The sequence below is a fragment of the Pseudoxanthomonas jiangsuensis genome, from assembly GCF_010093185.1.
Classification (GTDB): domain Bacteria; phylum Pseudomonadota; class Gammaproteobacteria; order Xanthomonadales; family Xanthomonadaceae; genus Pseudoxanthomonas; species Pseudoxanthomonas jiangsuensis.
The window spans coordinates 1-18,027 of record NZ_PDWL01000039.1 but is presented as its reverse complement, the minus strand read 5'-3'; the positions used below and the strand labels follow the sequence as shown (position 1 = coordinate 18,027).

Genomic DNA, 18,027 nt, shown 5'->3' with positions numbered 1-18,027 from the left:
CCTATCCACCGCCCACCGCCCCCACAGTCGTCGGCATCTGCAACTGTGTAGAAGGGACATCCCCCACCCGGCCCCCCACCGCCAACGGCGCCTGCAACAGCCGCGCGATGCGGTCGGCGATCGACAATCCCAGGCCCAACCCTTGCCCCGGCGCGTCCTCGCCGCGGCGGAATTCCTCGAAGATCGCCGCGCGCGCGTCTTCGGCCACCCCCGGCCCGGTGTCGTGCACCTCGATCCGCAGCTGCGCTCCCGCGCGGCGCACCCCGAGCACGATCCGGCCGCGCGCGGTATAGCGCACCGCATTGGCCAGGAAGTTCTGCAGCACCCGCCGCAGCAGCTGCGGATCGCTGTGGACCCAGGCCGCGGTCGGCCGGTAGCGCAACTCCAGCCCGCGCTCGCCGGCCAGCGCACGGAACTGCGCCGCCAGCGGCGCCAGCACCTCGTCCAAAGGGAACGCGCGCGGCGCCGGCACCAGCCCGCCGGCTTCCAGCCGCGACATGTCCAGCAGCCCGGTCAGCAGGTCGGTGGTCGAATCCAGCGCGCCGCCGAGCTGGCGCACGGTCTCGCGCGACTGCGCCGGCGCCGGCTCGCGGCCCGGCTCGAACTGCTGGCCCAGCGAATCCACGAACAGTTGTGCCGCGTGCAGGGGCTGCAGGAGGTCATGGCCGATCGCGGCCAGGAAGCGGCTCTTGGCGTCGTTGGCGTGCTCGGCCTCCTGCTTGGCGGTCTCCAGCAGGGCTGTGCGTTCGACCACGCGCTGCTCCAGGGTTTCGTTGGCCCGCTTGAGGCCGCGCTCGGCCTCGCGGAACGCGGTCACGTCGGTGAAGGTGGCGACGAAGCCGCCGCCGGGCATGGGGTTGCCGCGGATCTCGACGATCCGACCGTCCGGGAACACCCGCTCGGACAGGTGCGGGGTACCGGCGCGCATGAACGCCAGCCGCCGCTCCACCGCGCGCGCGACCTGGCGCGCATCGGTGCCCGGCGGCGACTGCCGGCGCCAGGACCAGGCGGTGAGGTCGGCGATCGGCCGGCCCACCTGCAGCAGCTCCTCGGGGAAGCCGAACAGTTCGGCGTAGCCGCGGTTCCAGGCCACCAGCCGCTGCCCGCGGTCGATCACGCTGATGCCCTGGCTCATGTTCTGCAACGCCGCCTGCAGCACCTGCTGGTTGAAGCGCAGGTCCTGCGAGGCCTCGCCGACGATCGCCGCGACCGTGTCCAGGTCGCCGCTCTCGCGCCGGGCCGCGTCCAGCAGCAGGCGCGCGGAGGCCGCGCCCAGCACCGCCGACAGCTCGCGCTCGACCTGGGCCTCGACAACGGCCGGCACCGGTCCCTGGCGCGGCGCGGCGGCCAGCAGTTCGACCACCTTCTCGTCGGACAGGAAGCGCCGGCCGGCGTCGCGCAATGCGTCGGCGTCGAGGTTGCGGCTGGCCCGGCGCGGGGCCTCGCGCCGCCAGGCCATCGCCAGCAGGGTCGCCAGGGTGCCGACGAACAGGCTGGCGCCGACCGCCCGCCCCAGCGGGCTCCAGCCGGTCAGGCCGAACAGGCCGTTGGGCGCCAGCCAGCGCAGCTGCAGCGGCCCGTGTTCCAGCCAGCGCGCATCCAGGCCGTTGGCCGCCACCAGGGTCGGCACCAGCAGCACCCAGGCCCAGGTGGCGAACGCCGCGGCCACGCCGGCGATCGCCGCGCGCGGCGCGGTCTGCGGCCGCCACACCGCGAAACCCAGCACCGGCGCCAACGTGGCCAGGGCCGAGAACGACAAAGCGCCGACGTCGGCCAGGGCCTCGCTGCCGGCCACCAGCCGGCTGTAGGCCCAGGCCAGCAGCATGATCGCGGCGATCCCGGCACGGCGCAGGCGCAGCAGCTCGCCGCGGCGGTCGCCGCCGCGGTCGCGCGACCAGGCGCCACGCAGCAGGCCCGGCGCGAACCAGTGGTTGCCGATCATCAGGCTCAGGGTGAGCGTGCTGACCACGACCATGCCGGTGGCTGCGCTGAGTCCACCGAGGAAGGCGAACAGGGCCACGCCCTCGTGCCCCTGCGCGAACGGCAAGGCGAGCGCGTACATGTCCGAGGACACCGTATCGCCGAGCAGGGCCCGGCCGGCATGCGCCAGCGGCAGGGTCGGCACCGCGATCAGCAAAAGGTACAGCGGGAACAACCAGCGCGCGGTGCGCACGTCGCGCTCGTCGCGGCACTCGACCACGCCGACGTGGAACTGGTGCGGCAGGATGAACATCGCCAGCGCGCCCAGCAGGACCAAAGGCAGGAAGCCGCCGGCCGGGGCCGCCGGCGGGGGCGGCACCGGCGCGTCGGCCAATGGCTCCAACCCGAACCAGACGAACGCGCCCAGCGCCAGCATCGCCGCCAGCTTGAACAGCGACTCGAACGCCATCGCCAGCACCAGGCCGCGGTTGTGCTCGGCCGCGCTGGCCCGGCGGGTGCCGAACAGCATCGCGAACAGGGCCATGGCCAGGGCCACGTACAGCGCCCCGTCGCGCCAGAACGGCCCACCCTCGGCCGCGCTGCGGGTCAGGGTGGCGAAGCTCATCGTCACCGCCTTCAGCTGCAGGGCGATGTACGGGATCAGGCCCAGCGCGGCGACCGCGGTGACGGTGGCCGCCAGCCAGGCATCGCGGCCCAGGCGGGTGGCGATCAGGTCGGCCAGCGAGGTGGCGTTGGTCTCGCGCGCCAGCCGCACCAGGCGGACCATGAAGGCCATCGCCAGCAGGTAGAACAGGATCGCGCCGACGAAGGTCGGCGGCAAAGGCCAGCCGTAGCGCGCGGCCTGGGTGACGGTGCCGTAGAAGGTCCAGGAGGTGCAGTGCACCGCCAGCGACAGGGCGTAGACGTGGCGCCAGCCGCGCGCGAACAGGGTCGGCCGGCGTTCGCCGTACAGCGCGGTGCCGAACATCAAGGCCAGCCAGAACAGGCCGGCCAGCGCGACCGCCCACAGGCTCAGCATGCCCCGCCCCTCAGCCGCATCGCGCCTCCCCGTCGGTGGCCGTCAGGATAGCGCGACGGCGGCGGGCCGAAGCCCGCCGCCGCCGGCCGATCGCATGCTCCGAAGCACTCAGAAGTCGTAGCGCGCGCTCAGCGAGACCTCGCGCGGCGGGCCGTAGAAGCCGGTGATCACGCCGTAGGCGGCGATGTTGTAGCCGGTGGTCCGGTATTCCTCGTCGGTCAGGTTGCTGCCCTGCAGGGAGAAGGTCCATGCATCGCTGGCCTTCCAGGTCACCCCGGCGTTGAGCAGGCCGTAGCCGTCCTGGCGGATCAGCGGGCTCAGATCGGTGGTCGGCCAGACCTCGCTCTGGTAGGCGTAGCCGACCCGGGCCGAGAGGTCGCCGCCGTTGGCCAGCGCGGTGCGCCATTCCACGTTCAGTGCGCCGGAGAACTCGGGCGCGTTGGTGAAGTACTGGCTGTCGGCGATGTTCACCCCGCCGCTCATGAACTCGTCGTACTGCGCGTCCAGCCAGGCCAGGTTGCCGCTGATCAGCCAGTGCTCGCTCGGCAGGAACTGGTATTCCACCTCCACGCCCTGCACGGTGCCCTTGCCGGCGTTGGTGAAGTCGCCGAAGAAGCTCTGGCTGCCGTCGGGCAGGGTGTAGCTGGTGAAGACCGAGAGCTGGATGTCCTTGTACTGGTTGTAGAAGTAGGCCAGGTTGAGGAAGGCGCGCTGGTCCAGGAACGCCATCTTGCTGCCGATCTCGTAGCTGTCGACCTGCTCGTCGTCGAACGGCTCGCCCGAACGCGGCACCGAGGTGGTGTTGGCGCGGATGTTGTAGCCGCCGGACTTGAAGCCGCGGCTGGCCGAGACGTAGCCCATGACGTCCGCGGTGAACTGGTAGTCCAGCGAGGCCTTGGGCGAGACGTTCTTGAAGTTGACGGTCTTGTCGAAGTTGGCCGCCGTGCCCCAGGAGGTCTCGTACTGGTTGCTGGTGTAGAAGCGGTTGAGGGCGACGGCGTGCTTGTCCTCGTCGGTGTAGCGCGCGCCCACGTCCAGGGTCAGCCGCTCGCTCAGGTCGAAGGTCCAGTCGGCGTAGACCGCCAGGCTCCGGGTATTGACGTAGCCCTGGGTGTCGCCGAACAGCGGGTTGGTCAGCCCGGTGGCCAGGGCCGGGTTCCAGAAGTAGTTCAACACCTGGCCGCCGGCGTCGCCGTCGAACCAGTACACGCCCATCACCCCGCGGGAGCGGCCGCCGGCGTCGAAGTTGGCCTGCAGCTCGTTGCTCACCTGCTGGTCGCTGTAGAACGCGCGCACGTCCACCAGCGGCAAAGGCGTGGTGTCGAAGTCGATGTTGGTCTCGGTGTCCGACTCGCGCTTGGCCAGCACGTACTTCAGCGCCCAGTCCTCGCCCGGCCGCCAGTTCACCGTGATCGAGCCGCCCTTCATGGTGGTGTCGTTGATGTTCTTCATGCCGCTGCGGATATCGTAGCGGTCGTCCAGCGGCGGGCTGGCCGGGGCCAGCGGGTTGGCCGCCAGCATCTTCGCCCCGCGCACGCCGGACTGGTCGTCCATCCAGTCCAGCGCGAACTGCACGTCGAAGTCGTCGCCGGCATAGGCGCCCAGCTGCACCCGCGCGGCGTTGATCTCCTTGTCGCTCACCTGCTGGCCGGTGTAGGTGTTGTCGCCGTAGCCGTCGCGGTTGAGGCTGGCCACCGCCACCCGCCCGCGCAGGCCGCTGCCTTCGCCGCCGATCGCGCCGCCGATGGCGGCCTTGGCGTCCAGGCGGTTGAAGCTACCCACCGTCACCGAGGCGAAGCCCTCGGTCTCCTCGCGCAGGCCGCGGGAGACGTACTTGATCGCGCCGCCGATGGTGTTCTTGCCGTACAGGGTGCCCTGAGGGCCGCGCAGGACCTCGATCCGCTCAACGTCGAACACGTCGAGCAACGCGCCCTGCGGACGGGCGATGTAGACGTCGTCCAGGTACAGGCCCACGCCCGGGTCCACGCCCCAGAGCGGATCGGCCTGGCCGATGCCGCGGATGTAGGCGGTGATGGTGCTGGTCGAGCCGCGCGCGGCGTAGACGGTCAGGTTCGGCACCTGGGTGTCGAGGTCGCCGATGTCCTCCACGCCCATCTTGTCCAGCGCCTCCGCGGTGAAGGCGGTCACCGCCACCGGCACGTCCTGCAGGGTCTCCTCGCGCTTGCGCGCGGTGACCGTGATCGCGTCCAGCTGGGTGGTGCGGGCGGACGGCTCGCCGCCGGCGGTCTCCTGCGAGAAAGCCGGCGCCGCCGGCGACACCAGCACGCAACCGATCGCCAGGCTCAGATACTTGCGCTTCATCAGTCCCCCTCTCCCAAAGTTAGGACGTTGCGGCGGACGCTTGCCGCCGATGCTGCGCATCCTGCGGCAGCGATCCCGGCCGCGGCATCGTCCGTTGGTACAGTGGGCCACTCCCCGGGGCGCCGCGGATACTGCCGGCCACCGCCATGGGAGGCGGCCGGGGTGCGTGGATGTCGTTCCTGATCGTGCTGGCGGCGCTGGCGTTCCTGATGCTGGTGGCCTACCGCGGCTACAGCGTGATCCTGTTCGCCCCGGTGGCGGCGCTGGGCGCGGTGCTGCTGACCGACCCGTCGCTGGTGGCGCCGATGTTCACCGGCCTGTTCATGGAGAAGATGGTCGGCTTCCTGAAGCTGTACTTCCCGGTGTTCCTGCTGGGCGCGGTGTTCGGCAAGCTGATCGAGATCTCCGGCTTCTCCAAGGCCATAGTCGCCGCGACCATCAAGGTGGTCGGCGCGCGCCGGGCGATGCTGTCGATCGTGCTGGTCTGCGCCCTGCTGACCTACGGCGGGGTGTCGCTGTTCGTGGTGGTGTTCGCGGTCTATCCGTTCGCCGCCGAGCTGTTCCGGCAGAGCGACATTCCCAAGCGGCTGATTCCCGGCACGATTGCCCTCGGCGCGTTCACTTTCACCATGGATGCCTTGCCGGGCACGCCGCAGATCCAGAACATCATCCCCACCGCGTTCTTCGGTACCACCTCGTGGGCGGCGCCGGTGCTGGGCATCGCGGGCGGCGCGTTCATCCTGGCGATCGGCATGGCCTATCTGGAGTGGCGGCGGCGGGTGGCCGCGCGCCGGGGCGAGGGCTATGCCGGCGAGGCCGAACTGCGCAACGAGCCCGAGCCGTTCCGCGGCGAACGCCTGGCCCATCCGCTGGTGGCGATCCTGCCCCTGCTGCTGGTGGGCGTGGCCAACTTCCTGTTCACCCGCTGGATCCCGGGCTGGTATGGCGCCTCGCACGCATTCGTGCCGGCAGTGATCGGCAGCCCGGCGCCGGTGGTGCAGGAGGTGTCGAAGCTGGCGGCGATCTGGGCGGTCCAGGGCGCCCTGCTGGTGGGCATCCTCAGCGTGCTGGCGTTCGCCTGGAAGCCGGTGGTGGCCAGCTTCGCCGAGGGCACGAAGTCGGCGATCGGCGGCGCCCTGCTGGCGTCGATGAACACCGCATCCGAGTACGGCTTCGGCGCGGTGATCGCGGCCCTGCCCGGCTTCCTGGTGGTGGCCAACGCGCTGGGCGCGATCCCCAATCCGCTGGTCAACGAAGCGGTCTCGGTGACCGCGCTGGCCGGCATCACCGGCTCGGCCTCCGGCGGCATGAGCATCGCCCTGGCGGCGATGGCCGACAGCTTCATCGTCAACGCGCAGGCGGCCGGGATCCCGATGGAGGTGTTGCACCGGGTGGCGGCGATGGCCTCCGGCGGCATGGACACCCTGCCCCACAACGGCGCGGTGATCACCCTGCTGGCGGTGACCGGCCTGACCCACCGCCAGTCCTACAAGGACGTGTTCGCGATCACCCTGATCAAGACCGCGGCGGTGTTCTTCATCATCGCGCTGTACTACGCGACGGGTCTGGTCTGAGGGAAGCGTTCCCGCCCGCCGCGGCCAGTGACGGCCCGGCAGCGTTGCCGCACTCGCCGCTGAGCAGCTGCGAACGCCGCAGCCAGTCCTGGTCCGGGTAGTAGGCGAAGACGAAGGTGCCGTCGCGGATCGAATCGATCAGCGGCCGTGCCACCGTCGGGCGCACCGCCGGGCAGCCCAGGCTGCGTCCCAGCCGGCCCTGCAGCTTCGCCGCCGCCGGGTTCACGTAGGGCGCGCCGTGGATCACGATCGCCCGCTCCCGCGCCCGATCGTTGAAGCCCGGCTCCAGCCCGCGCAGCCGCAGCGAATAGCCGTTGCCGCCCATGTAGGTCTCCTGCGCGGTGAATCCGCCCAGGCTGGTCATGTAGCTGCCGCCGCGGTTGGAGAAACGCGTGGTCAGGTTCTCGCCGCTGTTGCGGCCGTGCGCCACCCATTCCTCGAACAGCAGCCGCTCGCGCGCCAGGTCGAACACCCACAGCCGCGGCTCGGTGGACGGGCGCGAATAGTCGATCACCCCCAGCCTCTGCGGATCGACCCCGAACTCGGGGTGGCGCAGGGCGCAGGACATCGCGCGCGCCGCCAGCTGCAGCACCTGGCGGTCGGCCGCGGGCGCCACCCGGGACAGCAGCCCGGCCAGGTCGCCGGCCGCCGAACGCGCGGATGCATGTCCGGCCCCCGCGTCCAGCGGCGGCGGCAACGCGGCCGCGGCGCCGCGGCCGGATGAATTGCCGGCCAGCGGGAGCAATAGTGGAGCGACGGCGAGCCAGCGGGCGACGCGAAGGATCGGCTTCATGCGACGGGCACTTCGTGGGGATACGCGCCGGCCGCGCGTACCCGGCCCGCCTTCACGGGTTGGGGACGCCGGCATCCGATTCCAAGACCGGCTGCAGGTCGGGTTCAGTGGCCGTTGGCCGCACCGCGGGCAGGTCGGTGACCAGCACGGTGGTGCCCGGCACCAGCACATCGTACAGCCGCCGCGCGAACTCCGGCGACATCCGCGCCGGCAGGCTGGGCCTTTGCAGCAGATCCAGCGGCACCGGGACCGGCGACGCGGACGCCTGCACGACGGTCGCGCCCGCGGGCGCTTCGACCGCCGGCGCCGCCAGGATCGGGTACGCGGTCCAGGCGTGGCGCGGGCGCGAGGGATCGAGGGGGCTGCCTTCCTGCTCCACCCCCTGCCCCATCACGAACAGGGTGGTGCCGGCGAAGGCGGTGGCCGGCGCGGCCGGCTCGATCGGCGCCTCTCCGATCAGCACGCCGTCGCGCAGCACATAGATGCGGCGATCGGCCAGGCTGGCGATGACGCCGACCTGGCCGCTCGGGGCCGCGGCATCGTCCCAGCTGTAGCCCGGGCCGCCCGCCTCGGGCACCGGCAGCGGCGCGCCGCGCGCCGTCACCGGCGCCAGCACCGCCGGATAGACCAGCGTGGTCGGCGAACCCTTGGCGTCGGCCACCACCACCGTGTCGCCGGTCCGGGTCTCGGCGAACAGCTTCTGGGCGAAGGCCTGCGGCAGGCGCACGCAGCCGTGCGAGGCCGGGTAACCGGGCAACGCGCCGCCGTGCAGGGCGATCCCGTCCCAGGTCAGCCTTTGCATGTACGGCATCGGCGCGTTGTTGTAGAGGTTGGAGCGGTGGTCCTTGTTCTTCTGCAGGATGGTGAACACCCCGGTCGGCGTCTCGTGGCCGCGCTTGCCGGAGCTGATCGTGGACACCGCGATGGCGATCCCATTGCGGTAGACGTAGACCCGCTGCTCGTCGAGGCTGACCACCACCACGATCGGCCCGGCCGGGGCGATCTCCGGATGCCAGACGAACTCGCCGGGCCTGAGGTCCAGCGGCCCACGCGGCGCGTCCTCGGCCAGTGCGGCGGCGGCGGCGAGCGAAAGCGCGATGGCCAGGACGCGCGCGATGCGGCGCAGGCGGCCGGTGCGGCACGGCGGGATCGCCGCATACGCGGCGGCCGGTGCGTGGGATCTGCCTGGATTCATGGGCGCCCTCCTGGTCCGGGCCGGCGCGTATCGTGTACGGCGACCGGTGCATGTGCGCATCGGTCGCCATCCTATCCGAACCGGCATCGCCCCCCTTATGTAGGAGCCGGTCTTGCCGGCGACCGCCATGGTGGAGGCGTCTGCGTGAAACCGGCTGCCAGTGATACGTCCGCCTCCATGGTCGCCGGCAAGACCGGCTCCTACAAGGAGGCGGTAAACCTGCGCCGCTCAGCCCAACAGCTGCGCCTTCAGCGCTCCGTAGTCCGGCGGCACCGGCTCGGCATGGGCCGGGCGCGCCAGCAACTCGGCCAGCGCCGGCGGCACTTCGACCGCGTGCCCGACCAAGGGCTCGACCACCGCCTCGAACTTGGCCGGGTGCGCGGTGGCGGCCACCGCCCAGTCGCCGTCCGCGCCGTCGGCGCGCAGGGTCTCCAGCACGTGCACCGCGGTGGCGGTGTGCGGGCAGAACACCTCGCCATGGCGCTCCCAGCGCGCGCGGATGGTGGCGCGGATGGTGGCGTCGTCCACCGAGATCGCGGTGTAGGCCGCGCGCAGGGCCGCATCGTCGCCGGCGTACAGCCAGCGCAGGCGCTCGAAATTGCTCGGCGCGCCCACGTCCATGGCGTTGGCGGTGGTGGCTACGCTGGCGCGCGGGTGGTAGTCGTCGCCGGCGAAGTACTCCGGCAGCACCCGGTTGGCGTTGGTCGCCAGCACGATCCGGCCCAGCGGCACGCCCAGCGCCCGCGCCAGGATCGCGGCGAAGGCGTTGCCGAGGTTGCCGGTGGGGACGACGAAGTTCAGCTCCTTGCCGGTGGCCGCGCGATGCGAGAGCGCGGCGTGCGCGTAGTAGCTCATCTGCGGCAGAAGCCGGCCCAGGCTGATGCTGTTGGCCGAGCTCAGCGGCACCTGCGCCTGCAGGTCGGCATCGTTGAGCGCGCGCTTGACCAGAGCCTGGCAGTCATCGAACGATCCGGCCACCCGCAGCGCCGAGACATTCCCGCCGAAGCAGCCCAGCTGGTGCGCCTGGCGCGGCGAGACCCGCCCGTCCGGATACAGCACCACCACCCGCAGGCCCGGCTGGCCGTGGAAGGCCGCGGCCACCGCCGCGCCGGTGTCGCCGGAGGTCGCCACGACTATGGTCAGCGGCTTGTCCGCGCCGCGGCGGATCCGGGCCAGGGTCGCGGCCAGGAAGCGCGCGCCCACGTCCTTGAACGCCGCCGTCGGGCCATGGAACAGCTCCAGCACGTGGTCGCCCGGGGTGGCCAGGGGCTTGAGCGGGACTGGGAAGTCGAAGGCCTCGGCGCAGATCGCGGCCAGTTCCGGCTCCAGCGCGTCGCCGGCGAAGAACGGCGCCAGCAAAGCGGCGGTGGTCGCGGCCAGGCTGTCGCCGGGCTGCAGCTCGCGCGGCGCCGGCAGCTTCTGCGGTACGTACAGCCCGCCGTCGGGCGCCAGGCCGGCGGCGATGGCATCGCTGAGGGAGGCGGCGGGCGAGCTGTTGCGGGTGGAGATGAAGTTCATTGGGATTCCATCGGTCTGGAAAATTTGCCGTCGTCCCGGCGGAAGCCGGGATCCAGCGACTTACCGCGCATCTAGGCCGGCTGTGGCCTGCGGGAAGGCAAGGGGTCCCGGCGTTCGCCGGGACGACGGAACGTTAGAGCAGATGCGCTCCCGGGCTGTCGATCGGCGCTACCCAGGCTTGGCTGTCGAAGCCGGCGCGGGTGAACGCCGCCTGCACCGCCGGCGCGGCCGCCTCGGCCTCCCCGCGCGACTCGAACCAGGCGAACACGCTGGGGCCGGCGCCGGAGATGCTGGCGCCCATCGCCCCCCCGTCCAGCGCGGCGGCCTTGGCCGCGTCGAAGCCGGCGATCAGCGGTGCGCGCCGCGGTTCGACCAGCACGTCGCGCAGGCCGGCGCGCACCAGCGCGGCATCGCCCGCGTAACAGCCGGCCAGGACCAGGGCCAGGTTGGAACTCTGGGCGACGAATTCCTTAAGCTCGTAGCTGCCGGCCAGTGCCTCGCGCGCGCGGCGTGTTTCCAGCACCGCCTCCGGATGCACCAGCAGGCTGTGCCAGGTTTCCGGCACCGGGATCCGCACCAGCCGCTCGGCGGTGGCCAGGACCAGTCCGCCCAGCAGCATCGGCCCGAGGTTGTCGCCGTGGCGGCCGCCGCTGGCGACCGCCTCGCCGGCCAGGGCGAACGGATACAGCGCATGCCGGGTCAGCGGCGCGTCCTGCAGGGCGTTGGCCGCCACCAGCGCGCCCACGCAGGAGGCGGCCGAGCCGCCCATGCCCGAGCCCAGGGCAATGCCCTTGTCGATCTCCACCTCGAAGCCGTACGGCAGCGCCAGCGCCTCGCGCATCGCCATCAGCGCCACCCCGGCGGTGTTGCGCTCGGCCTCCAGCGGCAGCTGGAACGGGGTGCCGCGGATCGCCGCGATCCGTACTTCCGGCGCCTCGATCCGGCGCACGCTGACGGTGTCGCCAGCGCCGGCCAGGGCGAAGCCGAGGATGTCGAAACCCACCGCGGCGTTGCCGGCCGAGGCCGGCGCGAACGCGGTGGCCTGTCTCGCAGGCTGCCCAGCGCTCACAGGCGCGCCCCGCGGCCGGCCGCGATCCGCAAAACGTCGGCGAACACGCCGGCGGCGGTCACCTCCGGGCCGGCGCCCGGGCCCTGCACGATCAGCGGATTGGCGCAGTAGCGGCGGGTGGTGAACTGGACGATGTTGTCGGTCAGGCGCAGGTTGGCGAAGGCATGTTCTTCCGGCAGCTCGACCAGGCCGACGCTGGCGCGGCCCTCGGCGTCCAGGCGGGCGACATAGCGCAGGACCTTGCCAGCGGCGCGGGCGGCCTTGAGGCGCGCATCGAACGCGGCGTCGACCTCGGGCAGGCGGGCCATGAAGTCGTCCACGCTGGCCTGGCGCAAAGACTCGGGCACCAGGCTCTCGACCTGCACGTCCTCCAGGCTCAGCTTGCGCCCGGCCTCGCGCGCCAGGATCACCAGCTTGCGCGCCACGTCGGTACCGGACAGGTCGTCGCGCGGGTCCGGCTCGGTGTAGCCCAGGCCGCGCGCCTCGGTCACCAGCTGCGAGAACGGCACGCTGCCGTCGTACTTGTTGAACAGCCAGGCCAGGGTGCCGGAGAAGATGCCCTCGATCGAGGTCACCGCGTCGCCGGTGTCGAGCAGGTCGCGCAGGGTCGAGATCACCGGCAGGCCCGCGCCCACCGTGGCCTCGTAGCGGAAGCGCGCGCCGCTGGCGGCCGCCGCCTCGCGGATGGCCTCGTAGCGCGCCAGCGGGCCGGCGCCGGCCTGCTTGTTCGGGGTGACCACGTGGATGCCGGCGGCCAGCCACTGCGGGTAGCGCTCGGCCACCTCGGGGCTGGCGCTGCAGTCCACGATCACCACGTGCGGCAGGTGCGAATCGAGCAGGTGCGCGGCGAAGCGGTCCAGGTCCACCTTGTCGGTGGCGGTGGCGAAGCGCCCGCGCCAGTCGTCCTCGATCCCGCGCGGCTCCAGCAGCTGGCGGCCGCGCGAGGCGATCGCGCGCAGGCGCAGGTCCAGGTTGGCGCGCTCCAGCAGCCCGCCGCGCGCGGCCAGCAGCTGGTCCAGCAAGGCGGCGCCGACGTTGCCCGGGCCGATCACGCCGACCGCGAAGGTCTGCGGCGAGAGGTAGAAGCCGGCGTGCGCGGCGCGCAGTGCCAGGGTCGCCTGGTCGCTGTCGATCGCCACCGAGATGTTGCGCTCGGACGAGCCCTGGGCGATGGCGCGGATGTTGACCTGGGCCCGGCCCAGCGACTCGAACAGGCGCGCGGCCACGCCCGGCTGCCCGGCCATGCCGTCGCCGACCGCGGCCAGCACGCTGATCCCCGGCACGTGCTGCACCCTTTGCACCTGGCCGGCCGCCAGTTCGTGGGCGAAGGCGTTGACCAGCGTGGCCTGGGCGCGCGCGGCGTCCTCCTGCTTGACCACGCAGCAGATCGAATGCTCGGAGGAACCCTGCGAGATCATCACCACCGAGACCTTGGAATTGCGCAGGGCGGCGAACACCCGCTCGGCGGTGCCGGGCACGCCGATCAGGCCGGTGCCCTCCAGGTTCACCAGCGACAGGTTCGGGCTCAGGGTCAGGCCCTTCACCGGGCCGCTGAAGTCGCGCTCGGCGGTGATCCGGGTGCCCGGGTGGTCGGGCTGGAAGGTGTTGCGGATGATGATCGGCAGGCCGCGCTCGATCGCCGGCGACATGGTCTGCGGGTGCACCACCTTGGCGCCGAAGTAGGCCAGCTCGCAGGCCTCGTCGTAGCTGAGCGATTCCAGCTGCACCGCCTCCGGCACCACCCGCGGATCGGCCGAGAGCACGCCGTCGACGTCGGTCCAGATGTGCAGCTCGTCGGCGTCGAACAGCGCGGCGAAGATCGCGCCGGAGTAGTCGCTGCCGTTGCGGCCCAGGGTGGTGATCCGGTCCTGCGGGTCGCGGGCGACGAAACCGGTGACCACCACCCGCTTTTGCGGGTTGGCCTGGCGCCAGTCGCGCAGGCGCTGGCGGCTGCGCTCCCAGTCCACGTCCACGCCCAGCTCGCCGTGGCTGACCACCAGCACGTCGCGCGCGTCCAGCACTGCGCAGTCCTCGCCCAGCGCGCGCAGGTGCTCGCCCAGCAGGCGCGCCGAGTAGACCTCGCCCAGGCCCTGCACCCTTTGCAGCACTTCCTCGGGGAGGCTGCCGATCACCCCGACCGCGTCCAGGACCTGGGCCAGTTCCTCGAAGCGCTGGTCCAGCCACTCCACCGCGCCGCCGGCATGCTCGCCCAGCAGGGAGACGGCCGCGCCGCGGTGGCGCGCGCGCAGCTCGTGCCAGCGTTCGCGCCAGGCCGGGCCGGCGGCGTCGCCGGCCGGGGCGGCGGCCGCGGCGCGGGCCAGGTCGATCAGCGCGTCGGTCACGCCCTTCATCGCCGAGACCACGGTGACCTGCACCGCTTCCTCGCGTGCCAGCAGCAACTGGGCGACGTGGCGGTAGCGCTCGGCGTCAGCGACGGAGGTGCCGCCGAACTTGTGCGCGACGGTGCGGGCGGAGGGGGCTTTGACTGCGACTGCGGGCGACGACATCGGGAGCCTCGGTTGGGTGAGGCCCTGCGCGTGCATCCGGCTGCGGGTCTCCCCGCGACCTGATCCAGGTGCGGGGCCGTGGTTTCGTTTGTTACACGAAGACGACCGACCGCACCGGGCTGGTAATGCCGGTGGTGGTGGTAATCACGGTGGCGATGCCGGTGGCCGACGCGCACGCGCGTTCCCGCCGGGACGGCGGAAGGTGGCGGATGCGGGCGTTGGGCTTCGACATGGTCGCCAAGAGGACACGATGGCGCGGGGGGCTGTCAAGTGTTGCAGCGCCACATCGGCGGAATTTTTCCGTTGCCGGAGAAACAGTTAGCGCGATCGGGGCCAGCCACGCCTGTCGTGTCTGGAGCAAAAGCGCTGGCTCCGGTCTGGGCCGCCGTGCCTTGGGTCTGCGGTGCACCGCTCGGGCGGGCGTCCTGCCCGCAACGCGCGGCCGTGGCACGTCCCTGTGCCACTTGCCACGCAGACCCAAGACACGACGGCCTCTGCGACTTTGAAGTTCATCGCTTCTGGTGCTTCTGCTCTTCCGGCCTTTTTGCGGCTCTTTTGCACCGCGCCCGGCGCCAAACAGACCAGCCCGGTCCGCATGCGTCATCGAGGGGTGACACGCCCGCATTCCGGGCGAACGCCGGACAGGACGTAAGGATGGCGGCCCCGACACGATTCGAACGTGCGACCTGTCCCTTAGGAGGGGACCGCTCTATCCAGCTGAGCTACGGGGCCGAGGGCGCGGATTGTCGCATGCCGCCCCGGGACGGCCAATGCCGCGCGGGCGACGGCGGCGGTCAGGGAGCGCTTGGTAGAATCGGCCCACGCATCGAGGCGCCCACGCCCGGCGGCCATGCGCCCCGGCCCCGGCGCCCGCACCCACTCCAGGAGATCCCATGTCCGCATCCCTGCTCCAGGCCCTCGGCCTCGGCGCCACCCAGTCCGGCACCTACCTCGGCGACGGCCAGTGGTCGCAGGCCACCGGCGCCGGCGTCCTGCGCCCGGCCAACCCGACCACCGGCGAGGTCATCGCCGAGGTCCAGGCCACCACCGAGGCCGACTACGAGAAGGTGGTCGCCCGCGCCCAGGCCGGGTTCAAGGCCTGGCGCACGGTGCCGGCGCCGCGCCGCGGCGAGGCCATCCGCCTGTGCGGCGAAGCCCTGCGGCGGAACAAGGACGCGCTCGGCTCGCTGGTCGCGCTTGAGATGGGCAAGAGCAAGGCCGAAGGCGACGGCGAGGTCCAGGAGATGATCGACATCGCCGACTTCGCCGTCGGCCAGAGCCGCATGCTCTACGGCTACACCATGCATTCCGAGCGCCCCGGCCACCGCATGTACGAGCAGTACCACCCGCTCGGCCTGGTCGGCATCATCAGCGCCTTCAACTTCCCGGTCGCGGTGTGGGCCTGGAACTCGTTCCTGGCCGCGATCTGCGGCGACGTCTGCATCTGGAAGCCGTCGAACAAGACCCCGCTCACCGCCCTCGCCTCGATGCGCATCTGCAACCAGGCGCTGGCGGACGGCGGCTTCCAGGACATCTTCTTCCTGGTCAACGACGCCGGCACCGCGCTGTCGGAGAAGCTGGTCGAGGACACACGGATCCCGCTGATCAGCTTCACCGGTTCCACCCAGGTCGGCCGCATCGTCAACGAGAAGGTCGCCCGCCGCCTGGGCCGCTGCCTGCTGGAGCTGGGCGGCAACAACGCCATCATCCTCGACGAATCGGCCGACCTGAAGCTGGCCGTGCCCGGGATCGTGTTCGGCGCGGTCGGCACCGCCGGCCAGCGCTGCACCACCACCCGCCGCCTGATCGTGCACGAGTCGATCTACGACTCGGTGCTGGAGACCCTGGTCAAGGCCTACAAGCAGGTCGAGGGCAAGATCGGCGACCCGCTGGACACCGCCAACCTGATGGGCCCGCTCAACAGCGCCGCCGCGGTCGAGCAGTTCCTGGACAGCGTGGCCAAGGCCAAGGCCGCCGGCGGCAAGGTCGAGACCGGCGGCACCGCGCTGGACCGGCCGGGCCACTTCGTCCTGCCGACCATCGTCAGCGGGCTGAAGAACAGCGACGCGGTGGTCCAGCACGAGACCTTTGCTCCGATCCTGTACGTGATGAAGTACTCGACCCTGGACGAGGCGATCGAGATGCAGAACGGCGTGCCGCAGGGCCTGTCGTCGGCAATCTTCACCCAGAACCTGAAGGCGGCGGAGAAGTTCCTGTCGGCGGCCGGCAGCGACTGCGGCATCGCCAACGTCAACATCGGCACCTCGGGCGCGGAGATCGGCGGCGCCTTCGGCGGCGAGAAGGACACCGGCGGCGGCCGCGAGTCCGGCTCGGACGCGTGGAAGGTGTACATGCGCCGGCAGACCAACACGATCAACTACTCCGACTCGCTGCCGCTGGCGCAGGGCATCCGGTTCGACCTGTAGCCCGGCCGCTACCGTCGTTCGCACTGCGGCCCGGGTGCGAACGACGGCGGAGGCGCCAGACCATGAACGACCTCGCTCCCACCGAACGCTTCAGCGACCGGGTCGCCGACTACGTCCGCTACCGGCCCGACTACCCGCCCGCCCTGCTGCGCTGGCTGCAGGACGAACACGGCGTCGACGCCGGGTGGAAGGTCGCCGACATCGGCGCCGGCACCGGCATCTCCTCCCGGCTGTTCCTCGACGCCGGACATGAAGTGGTGGCGGTGGAACCGAACGCGGCCATGCGCGCGGCTGCGCTGGAGTGGCTGGGCGGCAATCCGCGCTTCGCCGCGGGCGATGGCCGCGCCGAGGCCACCGGCCTGGACGATGCCGCCGTCGACCTGGTCTCGGCCGCGCAGGCCTTCCACTGGTTCGACCAGGACGCGGTGAAGCCGGAATGGCGGCGGATCCTGCGGACGGGCGGCCTGGTCGCGGTGTACTGGAACTCGCGCCGGCTCACCGGCACCCCGTTCCTGGAAGGCTACGAACGCCTGCTGCTGGACCATGGCCTGGACTACAGCAGCGTGTCCGAGCGCTATGGCGACGACGGGCACATGCGCCGCTGGTTCGGCGCCGGCTTCCGCGGCATGGCCCGCTTCCCGCACGGCCAGCGCCTGGACCTGGACGCCCTGCGCGGGCGCCTGCTCTCGTCCTCGTACGCGCCCAGGGCCGGGCATCCGCGGCACGCGCCGATGCTGGCCGCGCTGGAAGACCTGTTCGCGCGCACCGCGGTCGATGGCCGGGTCGATTTCGACTACGACACCCGGATCTTCGTCGGCGTGCCGGAGTAGCGCCATGCGCATCGCCGTGCTCTCCGACATCCACGGCAACCTGCCGGCGCTGGAGGCGGTGCTGGCCGACGCCGGACGCCGCGGTTGCGACCTCGCGCTCAACCTGGGCGACATCGTTTCCGGCCCGCTGTGGCCGCGGCAGACCCTGGAGCGGCTGCTGCCGCTGGGCCTGCCGACCATCGCCGGCAACCACGAGCGCCAGCTGCTCGGCGATCCGGCCGGCCTGGCCGCGTCCGACGCGCATGCGCGCCAGGCGCTGGACCCGGCGCAGCTGGACTGGATCCGGGCGCTGCCGCCGCGGCAGCGGATCGGCGAGGTCCTGCTGTGCCACGGCACGCCCGACAGCGACCTGGACTACCTGCTCGACGACCTGGCCCCGCCCGGCATCCGCGCCGCCGATGCCGCGACCGTGGCCGCGCGCCTGCACCATCCGGACGCGGCCGGCGCACGCGTGGTCCTGTGCGGCCACAGCCATACCCCGCGCCTTTTGCGGCTGGACGACGGTCGCTTGGTGCTCAACCCGGGCAGCGTCGGCCTGCCGGCGTTCTCCACCGAACGGCCGCTGCCGCACCAAGTCGGCACCGGCACGCCCGAGGCCCGCTACGCCGTGCTGGAGCGCCACGCCGCGGGCTGGGACGCCGAACTGCTGGCGGTGCCCTACCCGTTCGAGGCCGCGGCCGTGCGGGCGGCGGACCTGGGCCGCCCCGACTGGGCCCACGCCCTGCGCCGCGGGCGGATGCCGTAAGAACCGTGCGCTCCGGCGCGGGCGGCGGCAACGCCGTTCTGGAATAATCAGCGCCCGCATCGTGCGACCGTTTCCCCCGATGTCCCCGC

Annotated in this window: 12 protein-coding genes and 1 tRNA gene; 4 read left to right on the top strand and 9 right to left on the bottom strand. The window is 71.9% G+C overall.

Features of this window, described 5'->3' with window-relative positions; all coding sequences use genetic code 11:
• Position 1: 1 nt before the first annotated feature.
• Together CSC62_RS16530 and CSC62_RS16525 are read right to left on the bottom strand one after the other, a co-directional pair.
• Positions 2-2,959 (bottom strand): sensor histidine kinase, encoded by a 2,958-nt coding sequence (locus CSC62_RS16530; RefSeq protein ID WP_162407782.1) that lies wholly within the window; start codon positions 2,957-2,959, stop codon positions 2-4.
• Positions 2,960-3,067: 108 nt separating this feature from the next.
• Entirely contained in the window at positions 3,068-5,281 is a 2,214-nt protein-coding gene (locus CSC62_RS16525) for a TonB-dependent receptor (protein WP_162407781.1), read from the bottom strand.
• Positions 5,282-5,451: 170 nt separating this feature from the next.
• Between CSC62_RS16525 and CSC62_RS16520 the strand changes: the two genes are divergently transcribed.
• Complete coding sequence (locus CSC62_RS16520; protein WP_162407780.1) at positions 5,452-6,855, top strand: GntP family permease; 1,404 nt, start codon at positions 5,452-5,454, stop codon at positions 6,853-6,855.
• Here CSC62_RS16520 and CSC62_RS16515 read toward each other — a convergent pair.
• From CSC62_RS16515 to CSC62_RS16485, 7 genes are all read right to left on the bottom strand, one after another.
• Positions 6,821-7,648, bottom strand: a complete 828-nt coding sequence (locus tag CSC62_RS16515) for a murein L,D-transpeptidase catalytic domain family protein (RefSeq protein ID WP_162407779.1) — start codon at positions 7,646-7,648, stop codon at positions 6,821-6,823. The two genes, CSC62_RS16520 and CSC62_RS16515, sit on opposite strands and share 35 nt — an antisense overlap.
• 52 nt (positions 7,649-7,700) lie before the next feature.
• Positions 7,701-8,843: a L,D-transpeptidase gene (locus CSC62_RS16510; RefSeq protein WP_162407778.1), complete on the bottom strand. Its 1,143-nt coding sequence runs from the start codon at positions 8,841-8,843 to the stop codon at positions 7,701-7,703.
• A 228-nt stretch (positions 8,844-9,071) separates the two neighbouring features.
• Positions 9,072-10,361 carry a threonine synthase gene (gene thrC, locus CSC62_RS16505; protein ID WP_162407777.1) on the bottom strand — a complete coding sequence of 430 codons (1,290 nt, stop codon included), beginning with the start codon at positions 10,359-10,361 and terminating at the stop codon, positions 9,072-9,074.
• A gap of 133 nt (positions 10,362-10,494) precedes the next feature.
• On the bottom strand, positions 10,495-11,430 hold the full coding sequence (locus CSC62_RS16500) for a homoserine kinase (RefSeq protein ID WP_162407776.1): 936 nt from the start codon (positions 11,428-11,430) through the stop codon (positions 10,495-10,497).
• On the bottom strand, positions 11,427-13,937 hold the full coding sequence (thrA, locus tag CSC62_RS16495; RefSeq protein WP_162407775.1) for a bifunctional aspartate kinase/homoserine dehydrogenase I: 2,511 nt from the start codon (positions 13,935-13,937) through the stop codon (positions 11,427-11,429). The genes CSC62_RS16500 and thrA overlap by 4 nt, the downstream gene beginning before the upstream one ends.
• A gap of 91 nt (positions 13,938-14,028) precedes the next feature.
• Complete coding sequence (locus CSC62_RS16490; RefSeq protein WP_162407774.1) at positions 14,029-14,169, bottom strand: hypothetical protein; 141 nt, start codon at positions 14,167-14,169, stop codon at positions 14,029-14,031.
• A 423-nt stretch (positions 14,170-14,592) separates the two neighbouring features.
• A tRNA-Arg gene (locus CSC62_RS16485) sits at positions 14,593-14,669 on the bottom strand.
• 161 nt (positions 14,670-14,830) lie between these two features.
• Here CSC62_RS16485 and amaB point away from each other — a divergent pair.
• The 3 genes from amaB to CSC62_RS16470 all read left to right on the top strand — a co-directional run bounded on the left by amaB (position 14,831) and on the right by CSC62_RS16470 (position 17,938).
• The gene (gene amaB / locus CSC62_RS16480) at positions 14,831-16,363 is read left to right on the top strand and encodes an L-piperidine-6-carboxylate dehydrogenase (protein WP_162407773.1); all 1,533 of its coding nucleotides are present in this window, start codon (positions 14,831-14,833) and stop codon (positions 16,361-16,363) included.
• A gap of 62 nt (positions 16,364-16,425) precedes the next feature.
• A complete protein-coding gene (locus CSC62_RS16475; RefSeq protein WP_162407772.1) occupies positions 16,426-17,193 on the top strand; it encodes a class I SAM-dependent methyltransferase in 768 nt (255 codons plus the stop codon).
• Positions 17,194-17,197: 4 nt separating this feature from the next.
• Positions 17,198-17,938, top strand: a complete 741-nt coding sequence (locus tag CSC62_RS16470; protein WP_162407771.1) for a metallophosphoesterase family protein — start codon at positions 17,198-17,200, stop codon at positions 17,936-17,938.
• Positions 17,939-18,027: the final 89 nt, after the last annotated feature.

Excerpts from the sequence above, each read along its gene's own strand:
- CSC62_RS16490 (WP_162407774.1), bottom strand. The coding sequence starts at position 14,169 with ATGTCGAAGCCCAACGCCCGCATCCGCCACCTTCCGCCGTCCCGGCGG.
- CSC62_RS16530 (WP_162407782.1), bottom strand. The coding sequence starts at position 2,959 with ATGCTGAGCCTGTGGGCGGTCGCGCTGGCCGGCCTGTTCTGGCTGGCC.
- CSC62_RS16510 (WP_162407778.1), bottom strand. The coding sequence starts at position 8,843 with ATGAATCCAGGCAGATCCCACGCACCGGCCGCCGCGTATGCGGCGATC.
- thrA (WP_162407775.1), bottom strand. The coding sequence starts at position 13,937 with ATGTCGTCGCCCGCAGTCGCAGTCAAAGCCCCCTCCGCCCGCACCGTC.
- thrC (WP_162407777.1), bottom strand. The coding sequence starts at position 10,361 with ATGAACTTCATCTCCACCCGCAACAGCTCGCCCGCCGCCTCCCTCAGC.
- CSC62_RS16515 (WP_162407779.1), bottom strand. The coding sequence starts at position 7,648 with ATGAAGCCGATCCTTCGCGTCGCCCGCTGGCTCGCCGTCGCTCCACTA.
- CSC62_RS16475 (WP_162407772.1), top strand. The coding sequence starts at position 16,426 with ATGAACGACCTCGCTCCCACCGAACGCTTCAGCGACCGGGTCGCCGAC.
- CSC62_RS16525 (WP_162407781.1), bottom strand. The coding sequence starts at position 5,281 with ATGAAGCGCAAGTATCTGAGCCTGGCGATCGGTTGCGTGCTGGTGTCG.
- amaB (WP_162407773.1), top strand. The coding sequence starts at position 14,831 with ATGTCCGCATCCCTGCTCCAGGCCCTCGGCCTCGGCGCCACCCAGTCC.
- CSC62_RS16520 (WP_162407780.1), top strand. The coding sequence starts at position 5,452 with ATGTCGTTCCTGATCGTGCTGGCGGCGCTGGCGTTCCTGATGCTGGTG.
- CSC62_RS16470 (WP_162407771.1), top strand. The coding sequence starts at position 17,198 with ATGCGCATCGCCGTGCTCTCCGACATCCACGGCAACCTGCCGGCGCTG.